Origin of the sequence: Pseudomonas sp. KCJK9058 (genome assembly GCF_046230975.1) — a bacterium.
GTDB classification, from domain to species: domain Bacteria; phylum Pseudomonadota; class Gammaproteobacteria; order Pseudomonadales; family Pseudomonadaceae; genus Aquipseudomonas; species Aquipseudomonas alloputida.
The window spans coordinates 1-24,793 of record NZ_JBJJLR010000010.1 but is presented as its reverse complement, the minus strand read 5'-3'; the positions used below and the strand labels follow the sequence as shown (position 1 = coordinate 24,793).

19 protein-coding genes and 1 pseudogene are annotated in these 24,793 nt (G+C 63.2%); 3 read left to right on the top strand and 17 right to left on the bottom strand.

The window, feature by feature from the left end; genetic code table 11:
* Positions 1-47: 47 nt before the first annotated feature.
* From ACK59Z_RS08375 to ACK59Z_RS08325, 11 genes are all read right to left on the bottom strand, one after another.
* The gene (locus ACK59Z_RS08375) at positions 48-821 is read right to left on the bottom strand and encodes an SDR family oxidoreductase (RefSeq protein WP_108190927.1); all 774 of its coding nucleotides are present in this window, start codon (positions 819-821) and stop codon (positions 48-50) included.
* Positions 818-2,029, bottom strand: coding sequence for an O-succinylhomoserine sulfhydrylase (locus tag ACK59Z_RS08370; RefSeq protein WP_004574899.1), 1,212 nt, complete (start codon positions 2,027-2,029; stop codon positions 818-820). The genes ACK59Z_RS08375 and ACK59Z_RS08370 overlap by 4 nt, the downstream gene beginning before the upstream one ends.
* 16 nt (positions 2,030-2,045) lie before the next feature.
* Entirely contained in the window at positions 2,046-3,551 is a 1,506-nt protein-coding gene (gene purF / locus ACK59Z_RS08365; protein ID WP_003247207.1) for an amidophosphoribosyltransferase, read from the bottom strand.
* Between the two features lie 42 nt (positions 3,552-3,593).
* Positions 3,594-4,151 (bottom strand): CvpA family protein, encoded by a 558-nt coding sequence (locus ACK59Z_RS08360; RefSeq protein WP_003247206.1) that lies wholly within the window; start codon positions 4,149-4,151, stop codon positions 3,594-3,596.
* Between the two features lie 197 nt (positions 4,152-4,348).
* Positions 4,349-4,993 (bottom strand): SPOR domain-containing protein, encoded by a 645-nt coding sequence (locus ACK59Z_RS08355; RefSeq protein ID WP_108190928.1) that lies wholly within the window; start codon positions 4,991-4,993, stop codon positions 4,349-4,351.
* A complete protein-coding gene (gene folC / locus ACK59Z_RS08350) occupies positions 4,977-6,284 on the bottom strand; it encodes a bifunctional tetrahydrofolate synthase/dihydrofolate synthase (protein ID WP_108190929.1) in 1,308 nt (435 codons plus the stop codon). The genes ACK59Z_RS08355 and folC overlap by 17 nt, the downstream gene beginning before the upstream one ends.
* Entirely contained in the window at positions 6,284-7,177 is an 894-nt protein-coding gene (gene accD, locus ACK59Z_RS08345; protein WP_003247202.1) for an acetyl-CoA carboxylase, carboxyltransferase subunit beta, read from the bottom strand. Before accD ends, folC begins: the two co-directional genes overlap by 1 nt.
* Before the next feature lie 222 nt (positions 7,178-7,399).
* Positions 7,400-8,020: a phosphoribosylanthranilate isomerase gene (locus ACK59Z_RS08340; protein WP_108190930.1), complete on the bottom strand. Its 621-nt coding sequence runs from the start codon at positions 8,018-8,020 to the stop codon at positions 7,400-7,402.
* 61 nt (positions 8,021-8,081) lie between these two features.
* The gene (gene truA, locus ACK59Z_RS08335; protein WP_033726402.1) at positions 8,082-8,942 is read right to left on the bottom strand and encodes a tRNA pseudouridine(38-40) synthase TruA; all 861 of its coding nucleotides are present in this window, start codon (positions 8,940-8,942) and stop codon (positions 8,082-8,084) included.
* A gap of 137 nt (positions 8,943-9,079) precedes the next feature.
* On the bottom strand, positions 9,080-11,815 hold the full coding sequence (locus ACK59Z_RS08330; protein ID WP_108190931.1) for a FimV/HubP family polar landmark protein: 2,736 nt from the start codon (positions 11,813-11,815) through the stop codon (positions 9,080-9,082).
* Between the two features lie 71 nt (positions 11,816-11,886).
* Positions 11,887-12,891, bottom strand: a complete 1,005-nt coding sequence (locus tag ACK59Z_RS08325) for an aspartate-semialdehyde dehydrogenase (protein WP_014754044.1) — start codon at positions 12,889-12,891, stop codon at positions 11,887-11,889.
* A gap of 456 nt (positions 12,892-13,347) precedes the next feature.
* On the opposite strand from ACK59Z_RS08325, the pseudogene ACK59Z_RS08320 reads away from it, so the two are divergent.
* Positions 13,348-13,453 (top strand): annotated as a pseudogene (locus ACK59Z_RS08320) (3-deoxy-7-phosphoheptulonate synthase); the annotation flags it as partial.
* 857 nt (positions 13,454-14,310) lie between these two features.
* Here the strand turns inward: ACK59Z_RS08320 and asd are convergent.
* From asd to leuC, 5 genes are all read right to left on the bottom strand, one after another.
* Complete coding sequence (gene asd / locus ACK59Z_RS08315; protein WP_003247195.1) at positions 14,311-15,423, bottom strand: aspartate-semialdehyde dehydrogenase; 1,113 nt, start codon at positions 15,421-15,423, stop codon at positions 14,311-14,313.
* A gap of 63 nt (positions 15,424-15,486) precedes the next feature.
* On the bottom strand, positions 15,487-16,569 hold the full coding sequence (leuB, locus tag ACK59Z_RS08310; RefSeq protein ID WP_108190432.1) for a 3-isopropylmalate dehydrogenase: 1,083 nt from the start codon (positions 16,567-16,569) through the stop codon (positions 15,487-15,489).
* A 54-nt stretch (positions 16,570-16,623) separates the two neighbouring features.
* Complete coding sequence (locus ACK59Z_RS08305) at positions 16,624-17,388, bottom strand: class I SAM-dependent methyltransferase (RefSeq protein WP_003247193.1); 765 nt, start codon at positions 17,386-17,388, stop codon at positions 16,624-16,626.
* 118 nt (positions 17,389-17,506) lie between these two features.
* On the bottom strand, positions 17,507-18,151 hold the full coding sequence (gene leuD, locus ACK59Z_RS08300; RefSeq protein WP_020192544.1) for a 3-isopropylmalate dehydratase small subunit: 645 nt from the start codon (positions 18,149-18,151) through the stop codon (positions 17,507-17,509).
* Complete coding sequence (leuC, locus tag ACK59Z_RS08295; RefSeq protein ID WP_003247191.1) at positions 18,148-19,581, bottom strand: 3-isopropylmalate dehydratase large subunit; 1,434 nt, start codon at positions 19,579-19,581, stop codon at positions 18,148-18,150. Before leuC ends, leuD begins: the two co-directional genes overlap by 4 nt.
* 131 nt (positions 19,582-19,712) lie before the next feature.
* On the opposite strand from leuC, the gene ACK59Z_RS08290 reads away from it, so the two are divergent.
* The gene (locus ACK59Z_RS08290) at positions 19,713-20,591 is read left to right on the top strand and encodes a LysR family transcriptional regulator (RefSeq protein WP_108190433.1); all 879 of its coding nucleotides are present in this window, start codon (positions 19,713-19,715) and stop codon (positions 20,589-20,591) included.
* Between the two features lie 57 nt (positions 20,592-20,648).
* Complete coding sequence (locus ACK59Z_RS08285) at positions 20,649-23,945, top strand: bifunctional diguanylate cyclase/phosphodiesterase (protein ID WP_108190434.1); 3,297 nt, start codon at positions 20,649-20,651, stop codon at positions 23,943-23,945.
* 88 nt (positions 23,946-24,033) lie between these two features.
* Here ACK59Z_RS08285 and ACK59Z_RS08280 read toward each other — a convergent pair whose 3' ends face one another.
* Positions 24,034-24,477 (bottom strand): Hsp20 family protein, encoded by a 444-nt coding sequence (locus tag ACK59Z_RS08280; protein ID WP_003247188.1) that lies wholly within the window; start codon positions 24,475-24,477, stop codon positions 24,034-24,036.
* Between the last annotated feature and the right edge of the window lie 316 nt (positions 24,478-24,793).

The window sequence follows — 24,793 nt, the reverse complement described above, 5'->3', positions numbered from 1 at the left end:
GGAGCGGGTTTACCCGCGAAGAGGCAGGCGCAGTTTAAAAAAGGTGCTCAGGTATAGATCATCTTCCGGGTCATGCCGCCATCGACCACAAACTCCTGGCCGGTGACAAATGCCGCCTGGCGTGACAGCAACCAGGCAACCATGGCCGCTACATCTTCCACAGTCCCTACCCTGCCCGCTGGGTGCTGGGCATGGTCAGCTTCGCTTAACGGCTCGGCACGGCGCTGCGACGGATCACGGGCATCGATCCAGCCCGGGCTCACCGCATTGACGCGAATCTCCGGGCCCAGGCTCATGGCCAGGGCATGGGTCAAAGCCACCAGGCCGCCCTTGCTTGCCGCGTAAGCCTCGGTGTCGGGTTCGGACTGCCGAGCACGGGTAGAGGTCAGGTTGACGATCGCCCCATTGTGCGCACGCAGGTACGGCGCACAATGCTTGGCCAGCAGCATGGGCCCGCTGAGGTTGACCGCCAGCACCCGGTTCCATTGGGTCAGGCTCAGGCTTTCCAGCGTCTGGTTGTGCGGGTTGGCAATGGCCGCATTGCACACCAGCGCGTCCAGCCGGCCGAACTGCCCGAGCACTTCGGACACGCCGGCACTGACCTGGGCCTCGTCGGCAACGTCCATGGTGATGAACCAGGCGTTGTCGCCCAACGCCTTGGCCACTTTGGTACCACGCTGGCGGTCCAGATCACTCAGCACCACTTGCCAGCCTTCGCAGATCAGCCATGCGGCAATGCCAAGACCGATGCCGCGGGCGGCGCCCGTGACCAAGGCTACCCGGCCATTGTGGCCCGGGGTGCTGCCGCTGATTTCGATCACAATGCCGCCAGCCCGCGCGCCAGGTCAGCCTGCAGGTCGGCAACGTCTTCCAGGCCCACGGCAACGCGGATCAGGCTGTCGCGGATACCCGCCGCTTCACGCTCCTGCGGCGACAGGCGACCGTGTGAGGTGGTCGCCGGATGAGCGATGGTGGTTTTGCTGTCACCCAGGTTGGTAGTGATGGAAATCACACGGGTAGCGTCGATGAAACGCCACGCGCCCTCTTTGCCACCCTTGACCTCGAAGCTGACCACTGCACCAAAACCGCTCATCTGGCGCTTGGCCAGTTCGTGCTGCGGGTGGCTGGGCAAGCCGGCGTAATGCACCTTTTCCACGCCGTCCTGCTGCTCCAGCCATTCGGCCAGGGCCTGAGCGCTCTCGCAGTGTGCACGCATACGCAGGCGCAGCGTTTCCAGGCCCTTGGTGAAGATCCAGGCGTTGAACGGGCTGAGGGTTGGACCTGCGGTTCGCAGGAAACCCACCACTTCTTTCATTTGCTCGGCACGGCCGGCAACCACACCGCCCATGCAGCGGCCCTGGCCATCGATGAACTTGGTGGCCGAGTGGAACACAATGTCGGCACCCAGCTTCAGCGGCTGCTGCAACGCCGGGGTACTGAAACAGTTGTCCACCACCAGCATGGCACCCTGAGCATGGGCGATTTCGCTGAGCGCAGTGATATCGACCAACTCGGCCAGCGGGTTGGAGGGCGATTCGACGATCAGCAGCTTGGTGTTGGCCTTGATGGCCTTTTCCCAGCCGGTGAGGTCGACCAGTGGCACGTAGTCCACCTGTAGGCCAAAGCGCTTGAAGTACTTCTCGAACAGGCTGATGGTGGAGCCGAATACGCTCTGCGACACCAGCACATGGTCACCGGCACTGCACAGCGACATGACCACGGCCAGGATCGCCGCCATGCCGGTGGACGTACCCACGGCCTGTTCGGCACCTTCCATGGCCGCCAGGCGCTCCTCGAAGGCACGCACCGATGGGTTGGTGTAGCGCGAATAGACGTTGCCCGGCGTTTCACCGGCAAAGCGCGCAGCAGCATCGGCTGCCGTGCGGAACACATAGCTGGAGGTCAGGAACAGCGCTTCGCTGTGCTCGCCTTCCGGGGTACGGTTTTGACCAGCGCGAACCGCCAGGGTGTCGAAACCGACACCCTCGAGGTCACTGTCCAGTCGCCCGGCATCCCATTGATCCGTCATGCCGTCGCTCCCAAAATCAGTTGTTGTAAAGGTCGATGATCGCGCTGACGGCCTGGTTCTTGACCTTGGCCAGGTCATTACGGGCCTGCTCGATGCGGTCGAGGTAGGCTTCGTCGATATCGCCAGTGACGTATTCGCCGTTGAACACCGCGCAATCGAACTGCTCGATCTTGATCTTGCCGCCGCCGACCGAATCGATCAGGTCTGGCAGGTCCTGATAGACCAGCCAATCGGCGCCAATCAACTCACCCACCTGCTCGGTGGTGCGGTTGTGGGCGATCAGTTCGTGAACACTCGGCATGTCGATGCCGTAGACGTTGGGGTAGCGTACTGCAGGAGCCGCGGAGCAGAAGTAGACATTCTTGGCGCCGGCTTCGCGGGCCATCTGGATGATCTGCTTGCACGTGGTGCCGCGCACGATCGAGTCGTCCACCAGCATCACATTCTTGCCGCGGAACTCCAGCTCGATGGCGTTGAGCTTCTGACGCACCGACTTCTTGCGCGCGGCCTGGCCGGGCATGATGAAGGTACGGCCGATGTAACGGTTCTTGACGAAACCTTCGCGGAACTTGACGCCCAGCCGGTTGGCCAGTTCCAGCGCGGCAGTGCGACTGGTATCCGGGATCGGGATGACCACGTCGATATCATGATCGGGGCGCTCGCGCATGATCTTGTCGGCCAGCTTTTCACCCATGCGCAGACGCGCCTTGTACACCGAGACCCCATCGATGATCGAGTCCGGGCGCGCCAGGTAGACGTGCTCGAAGATGCACGGCTGCAACTTTGGCGATTCGGCGCACTGCTTGGTGAACAACTGGCCTTCTTCGGTGATGTACACCGCTTCGCCCGGTGCCAGGTCGCGGATCAGGGTGAAGCCGAGCACGTCCAGGGCGACGCTTTCCGAGGCGATCATGTATTCCACGCCCTCGTCAGTGTGACGCTGACCGAACACCACCGGGCGAATGCCATGGGGGTCGCGGAAACCGACGATGCCGTAGCCGGTGATCATGGCCACCACGGCGTAACCGCCAACGCAGCGGCTGTGCACATGGGAGACCGCAGCGAACACGTCTTCTTCGGTCGGCTGCAGCTTGCCGCGCACCGCCAGCTCATGGGCGAACACGTTCAGCAGCACTTCCGAGTCGGAGTTGGTGTTGACGTGGCGCAGGTCGGACTCGTAGATCTCCTTGGCCAACTGCTCGACGTTGGTCAGGTTGCCGTTGTGAGCCAGAGTGATGCCGTAAGGCGAGTTGACGTAGAACGGCTGGGCCTCGGCCGAGGTCGAGCTGCCCGCAGTCGGGTAGCGCACGTGGCCGATGCCGATGTTGCCTACCAGGCGCTGCATGTGGCGCTGCTGGAACACGTCGCGCACCAGGCCATTATCCTTGCGCAGGAACAACCGGCCGTCATGGCTGGTCACGATACCGGCAGCGTCCTGGCCGCGGTGCTGGAGGACCGTAAGCGCGTCATACAGCGCCTGATTGACGTTCGACTTACCGACGATACCGACGATGCCACACATGCGACGCAACCCCTACTTTGATGAAACTTGAGTGAATAGCGCTCAGGGCTTGGACGGCCCGAGCAACTGTTCCTTGAACGGAAGATCAGCCGGAGTGCTGATCAGCCCACTGGGCGTCCATTGGCCGGTGAAACCCAGAATCAGGTTTTTCGACCAGTCGGCGACCAAGAGAAATTGTGGTATCAGGCGTGATTCCTGCCACCAGGTGTCTTGTTGAACCGGCCCCAGGCTGATCAGGCCTATGGCCACCACTACCAGCAAGGCCCCGCGCGCGGCACCGAAGGCCATGCCCAGGAAACGATCGGTGCCGGACAACCCGGTCACGCGGATCAGCTCACCGACAAGGAAGTTGACCATGGCCCCCACCAGCAAGGTGGCGACGAAAAGAATGGCGCAGCCAGCGATGACGCGCATCGATGGCGTCTGGATATAGCTCTCAAGATACACCGAGAGCGAACCGCCGAACATCCAGGCAACCGCACCGGCAATGATCCAGATGAGCAAGGACAAGGCCTCCTTGACGAAGCCGCGCTTGAGACTGATCAGTGTGGAGACGGCGATGATCGCAATGATCGCCCAATCAACCAAGGTAAATGCCACGGTGCTGCCTGCAGACGTTTGAGGCGGCGCATTTTACCAGAGCGGCGGGCCGGGAGTAAGCGGAATGTCAGCTGGATTGGTGTTGGGCCATTGGCAGGCAAACCCGCCCCCAACTGGTTCTGGCTGAGCCTTGCAGCGGCGCAGTACCTGCAGGAACGGGCTCACCCGCGAATGGGCGGCATGGCCGCCCCGGGGAATCAGCTGCGCTCAGGCTGGAAGCGCACCACAAAGCCTTTGAGGCTGTTCTGACGGTTTATGGCGTCACGCACGCGCTCGGCTTCGGCGCGCTCGATCAACGGCCCCACGTACACGCGGTTCATGCCACCCGCCGTACGGATATAGGCGTTGTAACCCTGGCTACGCAGGGCTTGCTGCAGCTTTTCGGCACCGGCGCGGTTGGACAGGCTGGCCAGCTGGATCGACCAACTGACGGGCAGGCCATTGGCGTCGATCTTCGATGGCGCGGCAGGCGCTGGTGTTGCAGCGGCCTTGGCCTCCACCTTGGGCGCGGGCGCCTGCGGCTTGGGCGGCTGAACCTGCGCCTGGGTCTGCGGCGATGGGGTGATTGGCTGGCTGGGCGTACTCGCCGGCGCAGTGGCCTCGTCGATCACCACCGGCGCCGGCTGCGCCTCCTGCGCAATAACCTGTGGCTCCGGCACGGCAACCGGCTCCACCTTCACTTCCGGTAGGCTGGGCATGGCCGGTGCCTGCGGGGCTTCGACGTGCACCTGGCGCATCTCGTCCTCGCGGGTAAACAGCATCGGCAGGAAGATAACCGCCAGCGCCACCAGCACCAGCGCACCCACCATGCGCTGTTTCATCCCTTTATCCAGCACAGCCATCTATTCCACCCTCCTGGGCGTGCCGCTCCAGCCATTCCAGCGCCTGGGCGACACAGAAAAACGAACCGAACAGCAGGATCTGATCATCCGCCGTCGCCTGCGCACATTGCCCTTCAAGGGCGGCGTCGACGCTGGCATAAGACTTCACCGTGGCACCGAGGTTCGCCAAGGACGAGGCCAGTTCTGCGGCCGGGCGACTGCGCGGGGTATCCAGCGGCGCCACCGCCCAGTCGTCGATGAGGCCCTGCAGCGGCGCGATAACGCCCTCCAGATCCTTGTCGGCGAGCAGGCCAAACACCGCGAGGCGGCGCCCCTTGAGCGGCCGGGCCGCCAGCCGCCTGGCCAGATACTGCGCCGCATGCGGGTTGTGCCCGACATCCAGCAGCAACGCTACCGATTTGCCCTGCCAGTTCACATTACGGAGGTCGAGACGCCCAGTGATACGGGTATCCAGCAGCGCCCGGCGAACTTGCTCCGCGTCCCACGGCAGCCCCATCAGCAGGTAAGCCTGCAAGGCCAGCGTGGCGTTTTCCATGGGCAAGTCAAGCAAAGGCAGGTCACGCAGCTCGACCTGCGCGCCATCGGCGGCAGTACCACGCCAGCTCCAGCAGCCATCGGCGCTGGCCAGGTCGAATTCCCGACCGCGCAGGAACAGTGGCGCGGCCAGTTCGGCGGCCTTGTCCAGCAATGGCCCTGGCGGATCCAGATCACCGCACAGGGCCGGTTTGCCCGGGCGGAAGATGCCAGCCTTCTCGAAGGCCACCAGCTCGCGGGTATCACCCAGGTAATCAACATGGTCGACACCGATGCTGGTCACCAGGGCGAAGTCAGCATCCACCACGTTGACGGTATCCAGGCGGCCACCCAGGCCCACCTCCAGCACCACCGCATCGAGCTGCGACTGGTAGAACAACCAGAACGCGGCCAACGTCCCCATCTCGAAGTAGGTCAGGGAAATATCGCCCCGCGCCGCCTCGACGGCGGCGAAGGCTTCGCACAGGTGCTCATCGCTGGCCTCTTGGCCATCGATCACCACCCGCTCGTTGTAACGTAGCAGGTGCGGCGAACTGTACACACCGACCTTGAGCCCCTGGGCACGCAGCAACGACGCCACAAAGGCGCAGGTCGAACCCTTGCCGTTGGTGCCGGTTACTGTCACCACGCGCGGCGCAAGCTTGCCCAGCGCCAAGCGGGCAAGCACCTTCTGCGACCGCTCCAGGCCCATGTCGATGGCCGAGGGGTGCAACTGCTCGAGGTAGGCGAGCCATTCGCCCAGGGATCGTTGTCTCATCACGCGACGGCAGCCGCCTCACGCGCTTCTTCCGGCGTTTGCTGACCGGTCATCTGCGCCAGCAGGCGGGCCAGACGCGGACGCAATTCGCCACGGGAGATGATCAGGTCGATGGCACCGTGCTCCAGCAGGAACTCGCTGCGCTGGAAGCCTTCAGGCAGCTTCTCACGTACGGTCTGCTCGATCACGCGTGGGCCGGCGAAACCGATCAGGGCCTTCGGCTCACCGACGATGACATCGCCGAGCATCGCCAGGCTGGCGGAAACACCGCCATACACCGGGTCGGTCAGGACCGAGATGAACGGGATGCCTTCTTCGCGCAGGCGCGCCAGCACGGCAGAGGTCTTGGCCATCTGCATCAGCGAGATCAGCGCTTCCTGCATGCGCGCACCGCCCGAAGCGGAGAAGCAGACCATTGGGCAGCGGTTTTCCAGGGCATAGTTGGCCGCGCGAACGAAGCGCTCGCCGACGATGGCACCCATGGAGCCGCCCATGAACGAGAACTCGAAGGCGCTAACCACGATCGGCATGCCCATCAGGGTGCCGCTCATGGAGATCAGCGCGTCCTTTTCGCCAGTCTGCTTCTGCGCGCCGGTCAGGCGGTCCTTGTACTTCTTGCCATCACGGAACTTCAGGCGGTCGACCGGTTCCAGGTCAGCGCCCAGTTCCGCCCGGCCTTCGGCGTCAAGGAAGATGTCGATGCGCGCACGTGCGCCGATGCGCATGTGGTGATTGCACTTGGGGCAGACATCCAGGGTCTTTTCCAGCTCCGGACGATACAGCACGGCCTCGCAGGACGGGCACTTGTGCCACAGGCCCTCAGGCACCGAGCTCTTTTTCACCTCGGAACGCATGATCGAAGGGATCAGTTTGTCGACTAACCAGTTGCTCATGCTTTCTTTCTCCAGTATTGGCAGGCGGGGGACGGCGTCACCGGCCCTGCCCTGCCCTTGAGCTCAAAATCTTTTATGAAACGATGGTGGACCGGCCGCCGGGGCTTCCAGCGCGCCACTCCACCGCTAATGTGTTTTTTTGCCGCCACAGGTGCTGGCATGCGGCCCGCAGGGCTGCGAAAGCTATGGACGATGGCGCGCAGCCAGCCGTCACATCTGCCATCAAGCCTGTTTCACCGCACGCATGAAGGCCTCGATCTTCGCCGCATCCTTGATGCCCTTGGCCTGTTCGACGCCACCGCTGACATCCACCGCATAAGGCTTTACCTGGGCAATGGCCTGGCCCACGTTATCGGCCGACAGCCCGCCCGCGAGGATGATCGGCTTGCCAAGACGCGCCGGTACCAATGACCAGTCGAACGCCTCGCCGGTTCCCCCTGGCACGCCCGGCACATAGGTGTCGAGCAAAATGCCGCGGGCACCCGCGTAAAGCCGACAGGCCGCCTCCAGGTCATCGCCAGGGCGCACACGCAGGGCCTTGATCCAGGGGCGGTGGTAGCCTTCACAGTCCTGCGGGGTTTCATCGCCGTGAAACTGTAGCAGGTCCAGCGGAACCACTTCGAGGATCTCGTTCAGCTCACAGCGCGAGGCATTGACGAACAGCCCGACCGTGGTCACGAACGGCGGCAGCTCGGCAATGATCGCCCGCGCCTGGCGCACGTCCACCGCCCGCGGGCTCTTGGCATAGAAGACGAAGCCGATGGCATCGGCCCCCGCTTCGGCAGCGGCCAGTGCGTCTTCGATGCGGGTAACCCCGCAGATCTTGCTGCGAACATTGCTCATGGAACAAGAACCCTGATTGTTGCGGCGAAAGGGCGGATGTTAGCAAATGGCTTTTCGCTCGTCAGTCTGCCAACGCCTCGTAACCACTCAAAAAGTGTGGACCGATGTAACGCTTGGGCAACGCAAACGCTTCGGGGTACTCCACCTGCACCAGGTATAGCCCGTATGGGTGGGCCGTTACCCCACCTTCACGGCGGTTGCGCCCTTCCAGCACCTCGCGTGCCCAGGCAACCGGACGCTCGCCGGCGCCGATGGCCATCAGCACACCGGCAATGTTACGCACCATGTGGTGCAGGAAGGCGGTGGCACGCACGTCCAGCACGATCATCTGGCCATGGCGGGTAACACGCAGGTGGTAGATGTGCTTGATCGGTGATTTGGCCTGACACTGGCTGGCACGGAAGGCGCTGAAGTCGTGGGTACCCAGCAGGAACTGCGCCGCCTCGGCCATCCGATCGACGTCCAGCGGACGGTGGTTCCAGGTCACCTCTTCGGCCAGGTGCGCTGGGCGAATCGGGTCGTTGTAGATGACGTAGCGGTAGCGCCGGGCGCAGGCCTTGAAGCGGGCATGAAAGTCGGCCGGCATTGGCCGCGACCAGACCACACTGATGTCGTGCGGCAGGTTGAAGTTGGTACCCATGGTCCAGGCGCGCTCGTCACGCACGGCACGGGTATCGAAGTGCACGACCTGCCCGCAGCCGTGAACGCCGGCGTCGGTACGCCCGGCGCAGACCACCGAAATCGGCTCGTTGGCGACCTTGGACAGCGCTTGCTCCAGGGCTTGCTGGACACTCGGCACGCCGCTGGCCTGACGTTGCCAGCCGCGGTAGCGCGCGCCTTTGTATTCCACGCCCAGGGCGATGCGGGAGTAGCCTTCGGCCGCAGATTCGGCGGTAGCGGTGTCGATGATGTCCAAGAGCATGAAACCTGTGGGGTGTACGGAATGGCGGGGATTATAACGACAACGGCAGCCTCGTAGGGCTGCCGGTGGTTGCGCACTGCATGTGCGGGCCTCTTCGCGGGCGCGGTCAGCCCGCCAAGAGGCCTGACCTGCTTGCATCAGACCAGCCGGGAGAGCATGTCCTCGGCTTCCTGACGCTGGCTGTCGTCGCCATCCTTGACCACTTCGTCGAGGATGTCACGCGCGCCCTGGCTGTCACCCATGTCGATATAGGCACGGGCCAGGTCGAGCTTGGTGGCGACTTCGTCACTGCCGGAGAAGAAGTCGAAGTCCAGGTCATCCAGAGGCTCGGGCTCTGGCTGCGCCACCGCGTCTTCGCTGGTGAAGTGCGGCTCCAGCGATGGCGTTTCGAGGCTCTGCGACAGCTTGTCCAACTCGGCGTTGACGTCATTGAGCTCCGAGGCAAAGCTCTTGGCGGCCGGCGAATCGTCTTCCAGCGACAGGGACAAGTCGAAGTCCGATGGCAGGTCGAACTCGGAGACCGGGTCAAACTCCGGCTCGCTGTCGAAGGCAGCCAGTTCGGACGCGACATCCAGCGGATCTTGCTCCAGCGTCTCCGGGGCAGCCGGGGCAACCGGCTCGCTGACGTCGAGGTCGAAATCAGACAGGTCCACGGCAGGCTGAGGCTCGGCCTGAGCCAGCATGGCCTCGAAATCAGCGTCGGCGTCGGCTTGCAGCTCGGCATCCACGGCAAAGGGCTGTTCTTCTGGCTGAGCTTCTTCCTGTACGGGCTCATCCAGCACAGGTTCAGCGATTACCAGCTCGTCGGGTACGCCCCCCTGTGCGATCGACTCTTCCAGCACGGACGCGGCCAGCGGGTCTTGATCGGCCAGGTCTTCACCCAGGCTCAGGTCGAAGGCGCTGTCCAGATCCTGCTCGGCCAGGTCCGTTGCATCGAGCGTTGGCACTTCATCGAAGGCGTCCAGCTCAGCGTCAGGCTCTGCTTGCGCGACAGCCTCTGGCTCAGCCTCCACCTGCGGCTCGAACCCAGACAACTCGTCAGGCACCACATCGGCAACCACCGGCGCTTCGGGCTCATCGTGCAGCAGCTCTTGCACGTACTGCTCATCCATTTCGGCAGCCAGCGCCGCCGCACCCAGGCCGGCAGCAGCCAGGCCGAGCATGGCGGGGTAACGCTCTTTCAGACTGGCGACTTCAGCAACGTTCTGCTCGCTGGCCGGCAACTGACGCTCCTGTTCAGCGAACGCGCTCTGGTCACCCTGACGGGCGTACACGTCCATCAGCTTCAGGCGCAGGTCGTCACGCTCCGGCGCGGCGGCCACGGCGGGCTCCAGCAGCTCGGTAGCACGATTAAGGCGGCCTTCGGCCAGGCATTGGTCAACTTGCGCCAGCAGCGCGGCGTGCGGGTCTGCTTGCGGCTCAGGCTCGGGTTCTGCCTCAGCGACCGGTTCTGCCACTTTTTCCGCAGCGACGGCAGCTGCAGCCGAAGCGGCAACCACAGCCGGCGACAGGGTTACGCCAGGCTCCCGGGCTTCGACGCCGTCGAAGCTCTCGGTATCGCTGTCGAAACCTGCGCCCTGCTCTTCTTCCAGCGCCCGCGCCATGCGCAGGTGCTTCTCGGCTTCTTGCTGGGCTTTGCGCTTGCGCGCCAGCAGCCACAGCAACAGTGCCAGCACCAGAATGCTGGAACCGGCAATCACCCCCAAAAGCCACGGGTTGCCCAGGACCGAATCGAGCGTACCCTTCGGCTGGCTGACGGATGCTGGCTGGGCGTCCGGCACAGGCTTGGGTGCGGTATCGGCAGCAGCAGGTGCCGGATTGACCACGGGCTGCTCCGGAGTAGCGGCAGCCGCTGCCGACGCGTCTGCGCCCTGGCCTTCCAGGCGTGCCAACTGGTTGTTCTTCAGCTCGATCAGGCGCTGCAGCTTGTCCAGCTGGCTCTGCAGGTCGGCCATGCGGCTTTTCAGTTCTTCGTTGTCGCGACGGCTGGTGTCCAGGCTTTCCTGGGCCATGGCCAGCTCGTCATTCAACGCCTTGGCCTGGCCTGCACCGGCCTGCTTGCCCGGGCTGACCAGGCGCAGGTTGTCGCCCTGGGCGATACGCGACGGCGCAGCTTCGGCGGCGCCACGGCGGGTGGCATCCAGCTGGCGGGCACGCGGCCCCAGGCGACGGCCTTCACGCCAGGCCGCATACTGCTCGGCCACCTCGCGGTTCGCTTCGCCCTGGGCGATGCTCTGGATCTGCTGCTGGTCGGGCAGGCGCAGTACCTGGCCAACCTTCAGCTGGTTGATGTTGTTGCCGATGAAGGCGTCCGGGTTCAATGCCTGGATCGCGATCATGGTCTGCTGGATCGACCCTCCCTGGGCGTTACGCGCGGCAATCTGCCACAAGGTGTCGCGACGCTGGGTGGTGTAGTTGCTGGCACCGGTCATGGCCGGTGTGACATTGCCTGCCGCCGGCTTGTCGCCCTGCGCCTTGGCCTGGTCGAGCAGCACACTATAGTCACGCAGCAGACGGCCCTGCGGCCACATCACCTGCACCAGGAACTTGACCACCGGACCTGGCAGCGGCTGACTGGACGTCACGCGCAGCACACTTTTGCCGTTGGGGTTGATTACCGGTGTGAAGGTCAGGTCTTCGAGGTAGGTCGGAAACGCCACCCCGGCCTTGCTGAACTCTTCCGGTGGCGCCAGGCTCGGCGCCACCTCGGCGGCTTTGAGGTCGCGCACGTCGAGCAATTCGATCTCGGCGTCCAGCGGCTGATTCTGTGCCGACTTCAGGGTCAGCTCCCCCAGGCCCAGCGCATTCGCCATGCCAGACGACAGCGCGGATGCTGCAGCCATGGCCAGAACCAGTTTGCGAATTCGAAGCATGACCTCTTCCCTTGTATGAATCGTCCCGAAACCTGCATGCGGAGCAGGACAAAAGTGCTCGCCAGTATCTTTTACGGCATGTGTTTAATCAACAATTGCGCCACTTGCACGGCATTGAGCGCGGCGCCTTTTCGCACGTTGTCAGTGGTTAGCCAGAGGTTGAGTTGCTGGTCTTCATCGACACCGTGACGTACACGTCCAACATAGACCACGTCTTGGCCCACTGCGTCACCTACCGGGGTCGGATAATCATCGTTTTCCACCCGTTCGATGCTGTCGGCTGCCTCCAGGGCCTGATTGACCGCTGCCAGGTCTACCGGGCGACGGCTTTGCACGGCCACACTGAAGCTATCGCCGAAAAACACCGGGACTTGAACACAGCTCACGGAAATCTTCAGGTCAGGCAGGCCCAACAGTACGCGCAGTTCGCTGACCAGGCGGCGCTCCAGCGCGGTATGGCCCTGCTCGTCGGCAGCACCGACCTGGGCCAGCAGGTTGAATGCCACCTGGCGGTCGAAGAAGCGCGGCTCCAGCGGGCGGGCATTGAGCAGTTCGGCGGTTTGCCGGGCCAGCTCGCTGACCGCTTCACGACCTTGCGCCGACACCGCCAACGCGGCCATCACTTGTACCCGCTCGATGTCCAGCAGGCCTTTGAGCGGCGCCAGCGCGACGGCCAGGGCTACTGCGGCCGAGCATGGGCTGACAATGCGCGCTGGCAACGACAGGCTGGCCAGGCGTTCGGCGTTGGCTTCCGGCACCAGGGCCAGGGCGTCGTCCAGGCCGCCGGACAGGTCGATGACCGTGCAGCCCGCCTGCAGCGCCTTGCCGGCAAAGCTGCGGCTGACGGCGGCGCCGGTGGCGAAGAAGGCCAGCTTGACCTGGGCGAAGTCGAAGCTGTCGACTTCGCGCACCTTCAGTTTCTTGCCAGCGAACATCACGCTGCTGCCCGCCGATTCCATGCTGGCCAGCAGGTGCAGGGTGGCAACCGGGAATGCCAGTTCCTCGAGGATCTGCACCAAGGCTTCACCGACGCTGCCGGTGGCGCCGACGACGGCGATATCCAAAGGGTGTGTCATGGAAGGGATCCTTTTGCTGTAAACGGCGGGGGCGGCACTTTACTCGGATTGCAAGGTTTTGTCTGTGCCCACCCGGCGCTGCTGTTGCTGTTGCTCGATTGCGTCTTGCTTCTTGGATGTGCGCACTCACACCGAGTAGGTATTCATTCGCGCAGGTGGCGCATCGTCACCTTTCCGCCCTTCCGGCGGGTTACTTTGGTCGTGGCCAAAGTAACCAAAGCCGTCGGCTCCCATCATTCGGCCCCTACGCTACGCTCCGGGGTTCCCTCGCTCCGGGCTTGCTCCCGGGAGGACCGCGCTGCAGGCCCCATCCTGGGGCCCAGCGCTTGACGGGCATCCATGCCCGTCACCTCCCTCCGCAAGCCCTGCGCTCGGCCTCCTGAAGTCGCAATCTGCGTCGCCTGAACTACCGCGCGCTTAGAAGCAAAAGCCAAAGCAAGAGCAAGAGCAACGGCGTTCTTCCAGGTACACCAGGCCGAGGGCAGCCATGCCGACGTATCCTTATCCAGATGACTGGGCAGAACCTCACCGAATGCATCGGCGGTGCCGGCCAATCACCGAATTCGCTTCTCGCTTTTGATCTTGCTTCTAAGCGCGCGGTAGTCCAGGCGACGCAGATTGCGACTTCAGGAGGCCGAGTGGAGGCATTGCGGAGGGAGATGACGGGCATGGATGCCCGTCAAGCGCTGGGCCCCAGGATGGGGCCTGCAGCGCGTGCTCCCGGGAGCAAGGCCGGAGCGAGGGGACCCCGGAGCGCAGCGTAGGGGCCGGATGATGGGAGCCGACGGTTTTTGGTCCCTTTTTGCCACGACAAAAAGGGACCCGCCGTAAGGGCGGAAAGGTGAGTCGGCGTCGCCATCGCAAACGGACTGTACGCCCGATCAAAACCGGCGCTTAAGCTTTTGAGCTTTTGGGTTGTACGCTTACACATCAAGCAGACATTCATTCACGATGTTGGCGCCTATTCACCTTTCCGCCCTTCCGGCGGGTTACTTTGGTCGTGGCCAAAGTAACCAAAGCCGTCGGCTCCCATCATCCGGCCCCTGCGCTGCGCTCCGGGGTCCCCTCGCTCCGGGCTTGCTCCCGGGAGGACCGCGCTGCAGGCCCCATCCTGGGGCCCAGCGCTTGACGGGCATCCATGCCCGTCACCTCCCTCCGCAAGCCCTGCGCTCGGCCTCCTGAAGTCGCAATCTGCGTCGCCTGAACTACCGCGCACTTAGAAGCAAAAGCAACGGCAACGGCAACGGCAACGGCAACGGCAACGGCAAGAGCAAGGGGTCTGTCAGAGCAGACATTTCGCCATCAAACAGCGGCATGAATTATCCGGCGATTAGGCCCGCGAGCCAAAAGCATACTTTCAGGCATAAAAAAATACCGCACTGTCACCAGTGCGGTATTTTTCAGGTAAAGCCTGAACGATCAACGCTCCAGCAGAATCCGCAACATGCGGCGCAGCGGTTCGGCGGCGCCCCACAACAGCTGGTCACCTACAGTGAACGCGCCCAGGTACTGCGAACCCATGTTCAGCTTGCGCAGGCGACCAACCGGGATGTTCAGGGTGCCGGTGACCTTGGTCGGGGTCAGTTCCTGCATGCTGATTTCACGCTGGTTCGGCACCAGCTTCACCCAAGGGTTGTGCTGGCTGATCATGCCTTCGATGTCGGCGATCGGCACGTCCTTGTTCAGCTTGATGGTCAGCGCCTGGCTGTGGCAACGCATGGCGCCGATGCGCACGCAGATGCCGTCGACCGGGATCGGGCTCTTGAAGCGACCGAGGATCTTGTTGGTTTCGGCCTGGGCCTTCCACTCTTCGCGGCTCTGACCGTTCGGCAGTTCCTTGTCGATCCACGGGATCAGGCTGCCCGCCAGCGGCACGCCGAAGTTCTCGGTCGGGAACGCCTCGCTGCGCATGGTCTCGGCAACCTTGCGGTCGATATCGAGGATGGCGCTGGCCGGATTGGCCAGGTCATCGGCCACTGCCGCGTGGGTAGCGCCCATCTGCTTGATCAGCTCGCGCATGTTCTGCGCACCGGCACCCGAAGCCGCCTGGTAGGTCATGGCGCTCATCCACTCGACCAGACCGGCCTCGAACAGGCCACCCAAGCCCATCAGCATCAGGCTGACAGTGCAGTTGCCACCGATGTAGTTCTTGGTACCGGCGTCCAGCTGCTGGTCGATGACCTTGCGGTTGACCGGGTCAAGGATGATCACCGCGTCATCCTGCATGCGCAGGGACGAAGCGGCGTCGATCCAGTAACCCTGCCAGCCGGCTTCACGCAGCTTGGGGAAGACCTCGTTGGTGTAGTCGCCGCCCTGGCAGGTCAGGATCACGTCGAGGGTCTTGAGTTCTTCAATCGAATAAGCGTCCTTGAGGGGCGCTGTATCCTTGCCCACGTTCGGACCCTGGCCACCAACATTGGAGGTAGTGAAGAACACCGGCTCGATAAGGTCGAAATCCTGCTCCTCCAGCATCCGCTGCATGAGCACGGAACCGACCATACCGCGCCAACCGATCAGACCTACACGTTTCATCGCAACTACACCTTTGCTAAAAGTGGGCCGCCACCGGGAATTTTGGGGGGCGGGCCAGAGAGATTACAGATTCCGCAGCGCTGCGACTACTGCGTCGCCCATTTCCTGCGTACCAACTTTGCGGCAGCCTTCCGAGAAGATGTCGCCGGTACGCAGCCCCTGGTCCAGAACCAGGCTCACGGCCTTCTCGATCGCCTCGGCGGCAGCCGACTGATTGAAGCTGTAACGCAACATCATCGACACCGACAGAATGGTCGCCAGTGGGTTGGCGATACCAAGGCCCGCGATGTCCGGTGCCGAGCCGTGGCAAGGCTCGTACATGCCTTTGTTGTCGGCATCCAGAGACGCCGAAGGCAGCATGCCGATGGAACCGGTCAACATGGAAGCTTCATCCGACAGAATGTCACCGAACATGTTGTCGGTCACCATCACGTCGAACTGTTTGGGTGCACGCACCAGCTGCATGGCAGCGTTGTCGACGTACATGTGGCTCAGTTCCACGTCCGGGTAGTCCTTGGCCACGTCTTCGACCACTTCACGCCACAGCTGGCTGGAGGCCAGAACGTTGGCCTTGTCCACCGAGCACAGCTTCTTGCCGCGCACACGGGCCATGTCGAAACCGACACGGGCAATGCGGCGCACTTCGCTTTCGCTGTACGGCAGGGTGTCGTAGGCCTGGCGTTCGCCACCTTCCAGCTCGCGCTGGCCACGCGGGGCACCAAAGTAGATGCCGCCGGTCAGCTCACGGACGATGAGGATGTCCAGGCCCGACACGATTTCCGGCTTCAGCGACGAAGCATCGGCCAGTTGCGGGTAAAGGATGGCTGGGCGCAGGTTGGCGAACAGGCCCAGTTGCGAACGGATCTTCAGCAGGCCGCGCTCCGGGCGAATGTCTCGCTCGATCTTGTCCCACTTCGGCCCGCCCACAGCCCCCAGCAGCACCGCATCGGCCTTGCGCGCACGCTCCAGGGTTTCGTCGGCCAGCGGCACACCGTGCTTGTCGATGGCGGCACCGCCAATCACGTCGTGCGCCAGGCTTAAGCCGAGCTGGAACTTGTCGTTGGCCAGCTCCAGTACCTTGACTGCCTCGGCCATGATTTCCGGGCCGATACCGTCACCTGGGAGAATCAGAATCTGCTTGCTCATGCTTTCCTCTATCCATTCACGCGGCGTGGCCAAGCGGGCCCCACCGAAAAGTGCTTAACGCTCGGCCCACAACACCAGCACATCGGTGCTGAACGAGCCGTCGGCCTCGATCTGGTAATACTGCCGTACTTCTTCGCCCATGGCTTGCTGCAATTGGCGGATGGCCACGCGCATCGGCTCGGGGGTGCGCATGCGCTCAACCCAGGTGCTCCACTCCAGGCGCAACGGTTGGCGGGTGTGGCTGCGCACGTGCAGGCCGGCTTCGCTGACCTGGCGTTGCCACTCGGCGGCGGAGTAGTCGCGCACATGGCTGGTGTCGCGCAGCACTTCGACCGTTTGCAGGTAAGTGTCGAGCAGCGGGCTGCCCGGCGACATCACGTCGATGAACGCCGCCACACCACCGGGCTTGAGCACCCGGCGCACCTCGCGCAGGGCCAGGCCCAGGTCGCTCCAGTGGTGGGCCGAATAACGGCTGAAGACGAACTCGAACGACGCATCGGCGAACGGCAGGCGTTCGGCAGCGCCGCGTTCGGTCGTGATATTGGCCAGGCCACGCTCGGCGGCGGCGCTGGCGACCACGTCGAGCATGGACTGCGAGAGGTCGTAGGCGACCACTTCGGCAACCAGCGGGGCGACGTGGAAGCTGACATGACCGGCACCGCAGCCCAGGTCCAGCACGCGGGCATGGGCCTGCCCTGCCAGCTCAGCCTGCAGCAGGGCGAATTCACTGCCTTGGGCGTGCACGGCGCTGCTGAGGTAGGCGCTGGCCTGCTCGCCGAACTGGCGTTGGACCACATCGATGTGCTGGGTGCTGGTCATGTCTCGTTCCTTTAGATTTTTGTTGCCTGTGCCGGCCTCTTCGCGGGTAAACCCGCTCCTACAGCGACCGCGTAACTTTCTGTAGGAGCGAAGAGGCCCGCACTTTCACCTACGAACTTCAGGCATCACGGAACAGCCAGGGCTGGCTGGCACGGTGCTTGGCTTCGAAGGCCTTGATCGCATCGCTGTCCTGCAGGGTCAGGCCGATATCGTCCAGACCGTTGAGCAGGCAGTGCTTGCGGAATGCATCGATTTCGAAGTGCAGCACCTTGCCATCCGGGCGGGTCACCGCCTGCGCCTGCAGGTCGATGGTCAGCTGGTAGCCCGGGTTGGCTTCGACCTGCTTGAACAGCTCGTCGACTTCCTCATCGCTCAGAATGATCGGCAGCAAGCCGTTCTTGAAGCTGTTGTTGAAGAAAATGTCGGCAAAGCTTGGCGCAATGATGCTGCGGAAGCCGTACTCGTCCAGCGCCCAAGGGGCATGCTCACGGCTGGAGCCGCAACCAAAGTTTTCCCGCGCCAGCAACACGCTGGCGCCCTGGTAGCGCGCGTGGTTGAGCACGAACTCTTCGTTGAGCGGGCGCTTGCTGTTGTCCTGGTAGGGCTGACCCACGTCCAGATAACGCCACTCGTCAAACAGGTTCGGGCCAAAGCCGGTGCGCTTGATCGACTTCAAGAACTGCTTTGGGATGATCTGGTCGGTGTCGACGTTGGCACGGTCCAACGGTGCGACGAGGCCAGTGTGCTGGGTAAAGGCTTTCATGCTGCGCTCCCTTGGATCAACTCGCGAACATCGATGAAGTGGCCCGCTACAGCAGCAGCGGCGGCCATGGCTGGACTGACCAGGTGGGTACGGCCACCGGCGCCCTGACGGCCTTCGAAGTTGCGGTTGGAGGTGGACGCACAGTGCTCGCCGCTTTCAAGGCGGTCCGGATTCATCGCCAGGCACATCGAGCAGCCTGGTTCACGCCATTCGAAACCGGCTTCGAGGAAGATCTTGTCCAGGCCTTCACGCTCGGCCTGGGCCTTGACCAGGCCCGAACCTGGCACGACGATAGCTTGCTTGACGCTGGCGGCCACCTTGCGACCCTTGGCGATTTCCGCCGCAGCGCGCAGGTCCTCGATTCGCGAGTTGGTGCACGAGCCGATGAACACACGGTCCAACTTGATGTCGGTGATCGCCTGGTTGGCGGTCAGCCCCATGTACTTCAAGGCACGCTCGATCGAACCACGCTTGACCAGGTCGGCTTCGGCCGCCGGATCCGGTACGCGCTGGTCGACGGCCAGAACCATCTCGGGCGAAGTGCCCCAGCTGACCTGTGGCTTGATCTGGCTGGCATCCAGCTCGACCACGGTGTCGAATACGGCATCGTCATCCGACACCAGGTCTTTCCACGATTCGACCGCTTGCTTCCACTGCTCGCCCTTCGGCGCGTACGGGCGCCCTTCGACGTAGGCAACGGTAGTGGCATCGGTCGCCACCAGGCCCACACGGGCACCGGCTTCGATGGACATGTTGCAGATGGTCATGCGGCCTTCCATCGACAATTCGCGAATGGCACTGCCAGCGAATTCCATGGCGTGACCGTTGCCACCGGCAGTGCCGATCTTGCCGATCACGGCCAGGACGATATCCTTGGCGGTGACGCCGGCCGGCAATTGGCCTTCCACGCGCACCAGCATGTTCTTCATCTTCTTGGCGACCAGGCACTGGGTGGCGAGCACGTGCTCGACCTCGGAGGTGCCGATGCCGTGGGCCAGGGCACCGAAAGCGCCGTGGGTGGAGGTGTGCGAGTCACCGCAGACCACGGTCATGCCCGGCAAGGTGGCGCCCTGCTCCGGGCTGATGACGTGGACGATGCCCTGGCGCTCGTCATTCATCTTGAATTCGACGATGCCGTATTCGTCACAGTTCTCGTCGAGGGTCTGTACTTGCAGGCGCGAAACCTGGTCGACGATCGCCTCGATACCGCCCTTGCGCTCTGGCGTGGTCGGTACGTTGTGGTCCGGCGTGGCGATGTTGGCGTCGATACGCCACGGTTTGCGATTGGCCAGGCGCAGGCCTTCGAAGGCCTGGGGCGACGTCACTTCGTGGATGATGTGGCGGTCGATGTAGATCAAGGACGAGCCGTCATCACGGCGCTTGACCTCATGGGCTTCCCAGAGTTTGTCGTAGAGCGTTTTGCCAGCCATCAGACTGTTCCTCATCAGCGTCTTTCTATGCCAAAGACCCCTTGGCTTGTACGGACGATGCTAGGGGGTTAGATTGAATAACTCAAATTCATAATTTTTATGCTTTGGATAACCCAAAGGAATACGACACCATGGACCTGGCCAACCTCAGCGCCTTCATCGCCATTGCCGAAACCGGTAGCTTTTCCGGCGCAGCCGAACGCCTGTTCCTGACCCAGCCGGCCATCAGCAAACGCATCGCCGGCCTGGAGCAGCAACTGGACGTGCGCCTGTTCGACCGCCTGGGCCGCGAAGTAACCCTGACTGAAGCCGGGCGCGCACTGCTGCCGCGGGCCTACCAAATCCTCAACGTCCTGGATGATACCCGACGGGCGCTGACCAATCTGACCGGGGCCGTGAGCGGTCGCCTGACCCTGGCCACCAGCCACCACATCGGCCTGCACCGCCTGCCCCCGCTACTACGGGTTTTCACCCGCCAGTACCCGGCAGTGGCACTGGATATTCAGTTCATGGATTCGGAACAGGCCTACGACGAGATTCTGCATGGCCGCGCCGAAATCGCCGTGATCACCCTGGCGCCCGAGCCACACCACTTGGTCAAGGCCGTGCCGGTGTGGGATGACGCCCTGGACTTTGTCGCCGCCCCCGAGCACCCGCTGGCCAACAACCAGGCGGTCAGCCTGGCTGACGTCGCCCGCCACCCGGCGGTATTTCCCGGCGGCAATACCTTTACCCACCATATTGTCCAGCGTCTGTTCGAAAGCCAGGGCCTGACGCCGAACATCGCCATGAGCACCAACTACCTGGAAACCATCAAGATGATGGTGTCGATCGGCCTGGCCTGGAGCGTGCTGCCACGCACCATGCTCGACGAACAGGTTTCACCCATCGCTTTGCCCGGCATACAGCTGTCGCGCCAGCTAGGCTACATTCTGCACACGGAGCGTACGCTATCGAATGCGGCCAGGGCATTCATGGCCCTGCTCGACAGCCACTCAAGGCCCACCTGACTGGCTGTCAGCTATTCCGATTCCAAGGACACGTCATACGCCAAAGGTCTGGTACCGATGCCCAAATCAGCAAACCGCTTTTTGCGCCTGCCGCGAATACCTGCAGCTGATCCCCAGGAGTCCGAGCAGGCCTGGCAGAACGCCCCGCAACTGCTGGCAGCGCTCAACGGTGCGCGCCTGGGTGCCTGGCTATGGGATATCGAAAGCGGCAGGGTCAGTTGGTCGCGGGGCACCCAGGCCCTGTTCGGTTTCGATCCACAACGGCCACTGCCCGCCGATATCGATTACCTCGACCTGCTGCCCGAGGAGGACCGCGCCCGCACGCGTCAGGTGTTCCAGGCGGTGGTCAATGGCGAGCCGGTGGAGCAAGCCATGCGCCACCGTATCCGCTGGCCGGACGGCAGCCTGCACTGGCTGGAGATCAACGGCAGCCTGACCCACGACCCGCACGGCCGACCGCAGATGATCGGCGTGATCCGCGAGATCACCCGCCAGCGCGAACGGGAAACAGCACTGATCAATTCGGAAAAGCGCTTCGCCACGCTGTTCCACCTGAGCCCCAACGCCATTTTGCTGACCCGTCGCCACGATGGCATGATCTTCGAGGTCAACCAGCACTTCGAAAACATGTTCGGCTGGCCCGGCAGCCAGGTGATCGGCAAGACCAGCCTGGAACTGGGCCTGTGGGTCAACCCCGAACAGCGCCACCAGATCATGGAGTCGACCCGCGCCAACGGCGGCCCGCTGATCATGGAGGTGCAATTTCGCGCGACCAGCGGCAAGGTGCATGACGGCATCCTGTGCACCCAGGGCATCGAGCTGGAAGGCGTGACCTTCCTGATCAGTACATTCGTCGACACCACCGAACGCAAGCGCGCCGAACAGGCCCTGAAGGACAGCCAGGAGCGGCTGGACCTGGCCCTGGACTCGGCGCAACTGGGCACCTGGGACTGGCACATCCCAAGCGGCATGCTCTACGGCTCAGCCCGCGCGGCGCAGCTGCATGGCTTGCCGCCCATCCCTTTTCATGAATCGTTCGATGCGTTCTTCGAAGGTGTGCCGGAGCAAGAGCGCAACTCGATGCGACAGGCCTACCGCAGCCTGCGCGAAGGGCCTGCCGGCAACTATCAGATCACCTACCGGGTGCAGTTGGAAAACGGCACTTCACGCTACATCGAAAGCCGCGCGCGGCTGTACCGCGACGACCAGGGCATGCCCCTGCGCATGGCGGGCACCTTGCTCGACATCACCGATCAGGTGGAGCGCGAACAGCGCCTGAGCGCCTCGGAAGAGAAGTTTGCCAGCCTGTTCCAGGTCAGCCCCGACCCGATCTGCGTCACCCGCCAGGACACTGGCCAGTTCATCGAGATCAATCCGGCGTTCACCCAGACCTTCGGCTGGAGCAGCGAGCAGGTGCTTGGGCGTACCGCAGAGGAAATCGGCCTGTGGGCCGAGTCCGTCGAGCGCGCCAAACGTATCGAGCAGGTGATCCGCGAACAGGCCTTGAGCAACGTCGCCGTGGTACTCAACCACCGCAATGGCGCCCCGATGACCTGTGTGATTTCCAGCCGCCTGATCACCGTCGACGACCAGCCCTGCAGCGTGACCACCCTGCGCGACATCACCCAGCAACAACGCGCCGAAGCCGCGCTGAAGTCCAGCGAGGAGAAGTTCGCCAAGGCCTTCCACTCCAGCCCCGACGCCATCACCATCACCGAACGCCACAGCGGCCGCTACCTGGAAATCAACGACGGCTTCTGCCGCCTGACCGGCTACAGCACTGCCGACGTGATCGGCCACACGGTGTATGAGATCGGCATCTGGGCCGACGACAAGCAGCGCAGCGCGCTGCTGGCCGAATTGCACGAGCGCGGTCGGGTACACCACCGCGAGATGCTCGGACGCAACAAGCGTGGCGATATCCTCACGGTCGAGGTTTCGGTGGAACCGATCACCCTCAACGAAGTGGATTGCCTGCTGCTGACCGCCCGCGACGTCAGCCAGCTGAAGAACGCCCAGGCGCAGATACGCCACCTGGCCTATCACGACCCGTTGACCAACCTGCCCAACCGCGCCTTGCTGATGGACCGCCTGAGCCAGCAGATCGCCCTGCTCAAGCGCCATAACCTGCGTGGCGCCCTGCTGTTCCTTGACCTCGACCACTTCAAGCACATCAACGACTCGCTGGGCCACCCGGTGGGCGACACTGTGCTGAAGATCATCACCGCCCGCCTTGAGGCCAGCGTGCGCCTGGAGGACACCGTGGCGCGCCTGGGGGGCGACGAATTCGTGGTGCTGCTCAGCGGCCTGGAAGGGAGCCGCGAACACGTGGAAGAGAAAGTGCGCGAGCTGGCCGACACCCTGCGCGAACTGCTGGCCGAGCCAATGTCACTGGATGGCCAGCGCCTGCAGGTAACGCCCAGCATCGGCGTGGCGCTGATCCCCGACCACGGCACCACACCGGCCGACCTGCTCAAGCGTGCCGATATCGCCCTGTACCGGGCCAAGGACTCCGGTCGCAACACCACACAGCTGTTCCACACCACCATGCAGAAGGCCGCCAGCGAGCGCCTGCGCATGGAAAACGACCTGCGCCTGGCCCTGGCCCGTGGCGAACTGGCGCTGCACTTCCAGCCGCAGGTGGATGCCCGCGACAACCGCATCGTCGGTGCTGAAGTACTGCTGCGCTGGCACCACCCGCTACTGGGCCAGCAACCGCCCTCGCAGTTCATTCAGGTACTGGAAGAAAGCGGCCTGATCCTGGAAGTTGGCAGCTGGATTCTCGACGAAGCCTGCGACGCCTGCGCCCGCATGCTCACCGACGGGTTGATCGACGCTGATGATTTCAGCCTGTGCGTGAACATAAGCCCGCGACAGTTCCGCCAGAACGACTTTGTCGGGCGGGTGCTGCGCAGCCTGGACGATTACCGCCTGCCGCGGCAGATGCTGACGCTGGAAATCACGGAGGGCATCGTCATCCAGAACCTGGAAGACACCATCAGCAAGATGCGCGAGCTGAAGCGCTACGGGGTAAGTTTTGCCATGGATGACTTCGGCACCGGCTATTCCTCGCTGACTTACCTGAAGCGCCTGCCGGTCGATGCGCTGAAAATCGACCAGAGCTTCGTGCGCGATGCACCGGTCGACCCCAACGACGCAGAAATTGTCCGCGCCATTGTCGCCATGGCGCGCAGTCTGGACCTGGCGGTGATTGCCGAAGGGGTAGAGCTGACCGAACAGCTGGCGTTTCTCGAGCGGCTGGGGTGCCATCTGTACCAGGGTTATCTGCACAGCCGGCCATTGCCGTTGCTGGAGTTTCGGCAGATGTTGCTGGAGGCGCCGGCAGATTACTGATCGCATGACGGCCGCGCACCTACCTGGGACCGCGTGAGAAGCACGAAAAAGGGCACCTCTGGAGGTGCCCTTTTTCATTGCTGCGCGGTCAGTTCAGCGCTGGTTTTTCGCTATTGATCGGAATGCGCTTGGCCTTGGCTTCTTCAGGCACGATGCGCAGCAGGTCGATGCTGAGCAGGCCATTGGCCAGGCCGGCAGCCTTCACTTCGATGTGATCTGCCAGGCGGAACGACAGCTTGAAGGCGCGTTGTGCGATACCCTGGTGCAGGTAGGTCACTTCAGCGGCGCTATTGTCGCGCTTGCCACCGGTCACGGTCAGGACACCTTTTTCGACCTGCAGGTCGAGGTCCTCTTCCTGGAAACCAGCTGCAGCAACCACGATGCGGTAGTGGTCATCGCCATGCTTTTCCACGTTATAGGGCGGGTAGCTGCTACCGGCCTCGTTACGTGCCGCGGATTCGAACAGGTCGTTGAAACGGTCGAAACCAACGGAATGACGGAACAGTGGAGCAAGAGAGAAAGCAGTAGTCATGGTCATAAACTCCTGAGATTCAGCAAGTAAGTCATTACGCGACCCGGCTTCGGCATCGCGTACTCAAAAGATATGGCCGAGGGAAACGCTTTCAAGGGGCAAACAGAAAAAATTTGATTTTTTTGCATGGGGTTTGATGGCCTCTTCGCGGGTGAACCCGCTCCTACGACGGCCTATGCCCAGCCACCAACATGTGTCCACCACCAATCCGGCGTAGGAGCGGGTTTACCCGCGAATACGGTAGCGGCGGCAACGGTGAACGGCGGGTGGAAATTGGCCAGCAGGCCCGGCCTCTTCGCGGGTGAACCCGCTCCTA

Coding starts and splice junctions, on each gene's coding strand:
- ACK59Z_RS08370 (WP_004574899.1), bottom strand. CDS start 2,029: ATGACGGATCAATGGGATGCCGGGCGACTGGACAGTGACCTCGAGGGT.
- purF (WP_003247207.1), bottom strand. CDS start 3,551: ATGTGTGGCATCGTCGGTATCGTCGGTAAGTCGAACGTCAATCAGGCG.
- ACK59Z_RS08355 (WP_108190928.1), bottom strand. CDS start 4,993: ATGGCTGTGCTGGATAAAGGGATGAAACAGCGCATGGTGGGTGCGCTG.
- folC (WP_108190929.1), bottom strand. CDS start 6,284: ATGAGACAACGATCCCTGGGCGAATGGCTCGCCTACCTCGAGCAGTTG.
- accD (WP_003247202.1), bottom strand. CDS start 7,177: ATGAGCAACTGGTTAGTCGACAAACTGATCCCTTCGATCATGCGTTCC.
- ACK59Z_RS08340 (WP_108190930.1), bottom strand. CDS start 8,020: ATGAGCAATGTTCGCAGCAAGATCTGCGGGGTTACCCGCATCGAAGAC.
- truA (WP_033726402.1), bottom strand. CDS start 8,942: ATGCTCTTGGACATCATCGACACCGCTACCGCCGAATCTGCGGCCGAA.
- ACK59Z_RS08330 (WP_108190931.1), bottom strand. CDS start 11,815: ATGCTTCGAATTCGCAAACTGGTTCTGGCCATGGCTGCAGCATCCGCG.
- ACK59Z_RS08325 (WP_014754044.1), bottom strand. CDS start 12,891: ATGACACACCCTTTGGATATCGCCGTCGTCGGCGCCACCGGCAGCGTC.
- asd (WP_003247195.1), bottom strand. CDS start 15,423: ATGAAACGTGTAGGTCTGATCGGTTGGCGCGGTATGGTCGGTTCCGTG.
- leuB (WP_108190432.1), bottom strand. CDS start 16,569: ATGAGCAAGCAGATTCTGATTCTCCCAGGTGACGGTATCGGCCCGGAA.
- ACK59Z_RS08305 (WP_003247193.1), bottom strand. CDS start 17,388: ATGACCAGCACCCAGCACATCGATGTGGTCCAACGCCAGTTCGGCGAG.
- leuD (WP_020192544.1), bottom strand. CDS start 18,151: ATGAAAGCCTTTACCCAGCACACTGGCCTCGTCGCACCGTTGGACCGT.
- leuC (WP_003247191.1), bottom strand. CDS start 19,581: ATGGCTGGCAAAACGCTCTACGACAAACTCTGGGAAGCCCATGAGGTC.
- ACK59Z_RS08290 (WP_108190433.1), top strand. CDS start 19,713: ATGGACCTGGCCAACCTCAGCGCCTTCATCGCCATTGCCGAAACCGGT.
- ACK59Z_RS08285 (WP_108190434.1), top strand. CDS start 20,649: ATGCCCAAATCAGCAAACCGCTTTTTGCGCCTGCCGCGAATACCTGCA.
- ACK59Z_RS08280 (WP_003247188.1), bottom strand. CDS start 24,477: ATGACTACTGCTTTCTCTCTTGCTCCACTGTTCCGTCATTCCGTTGGT.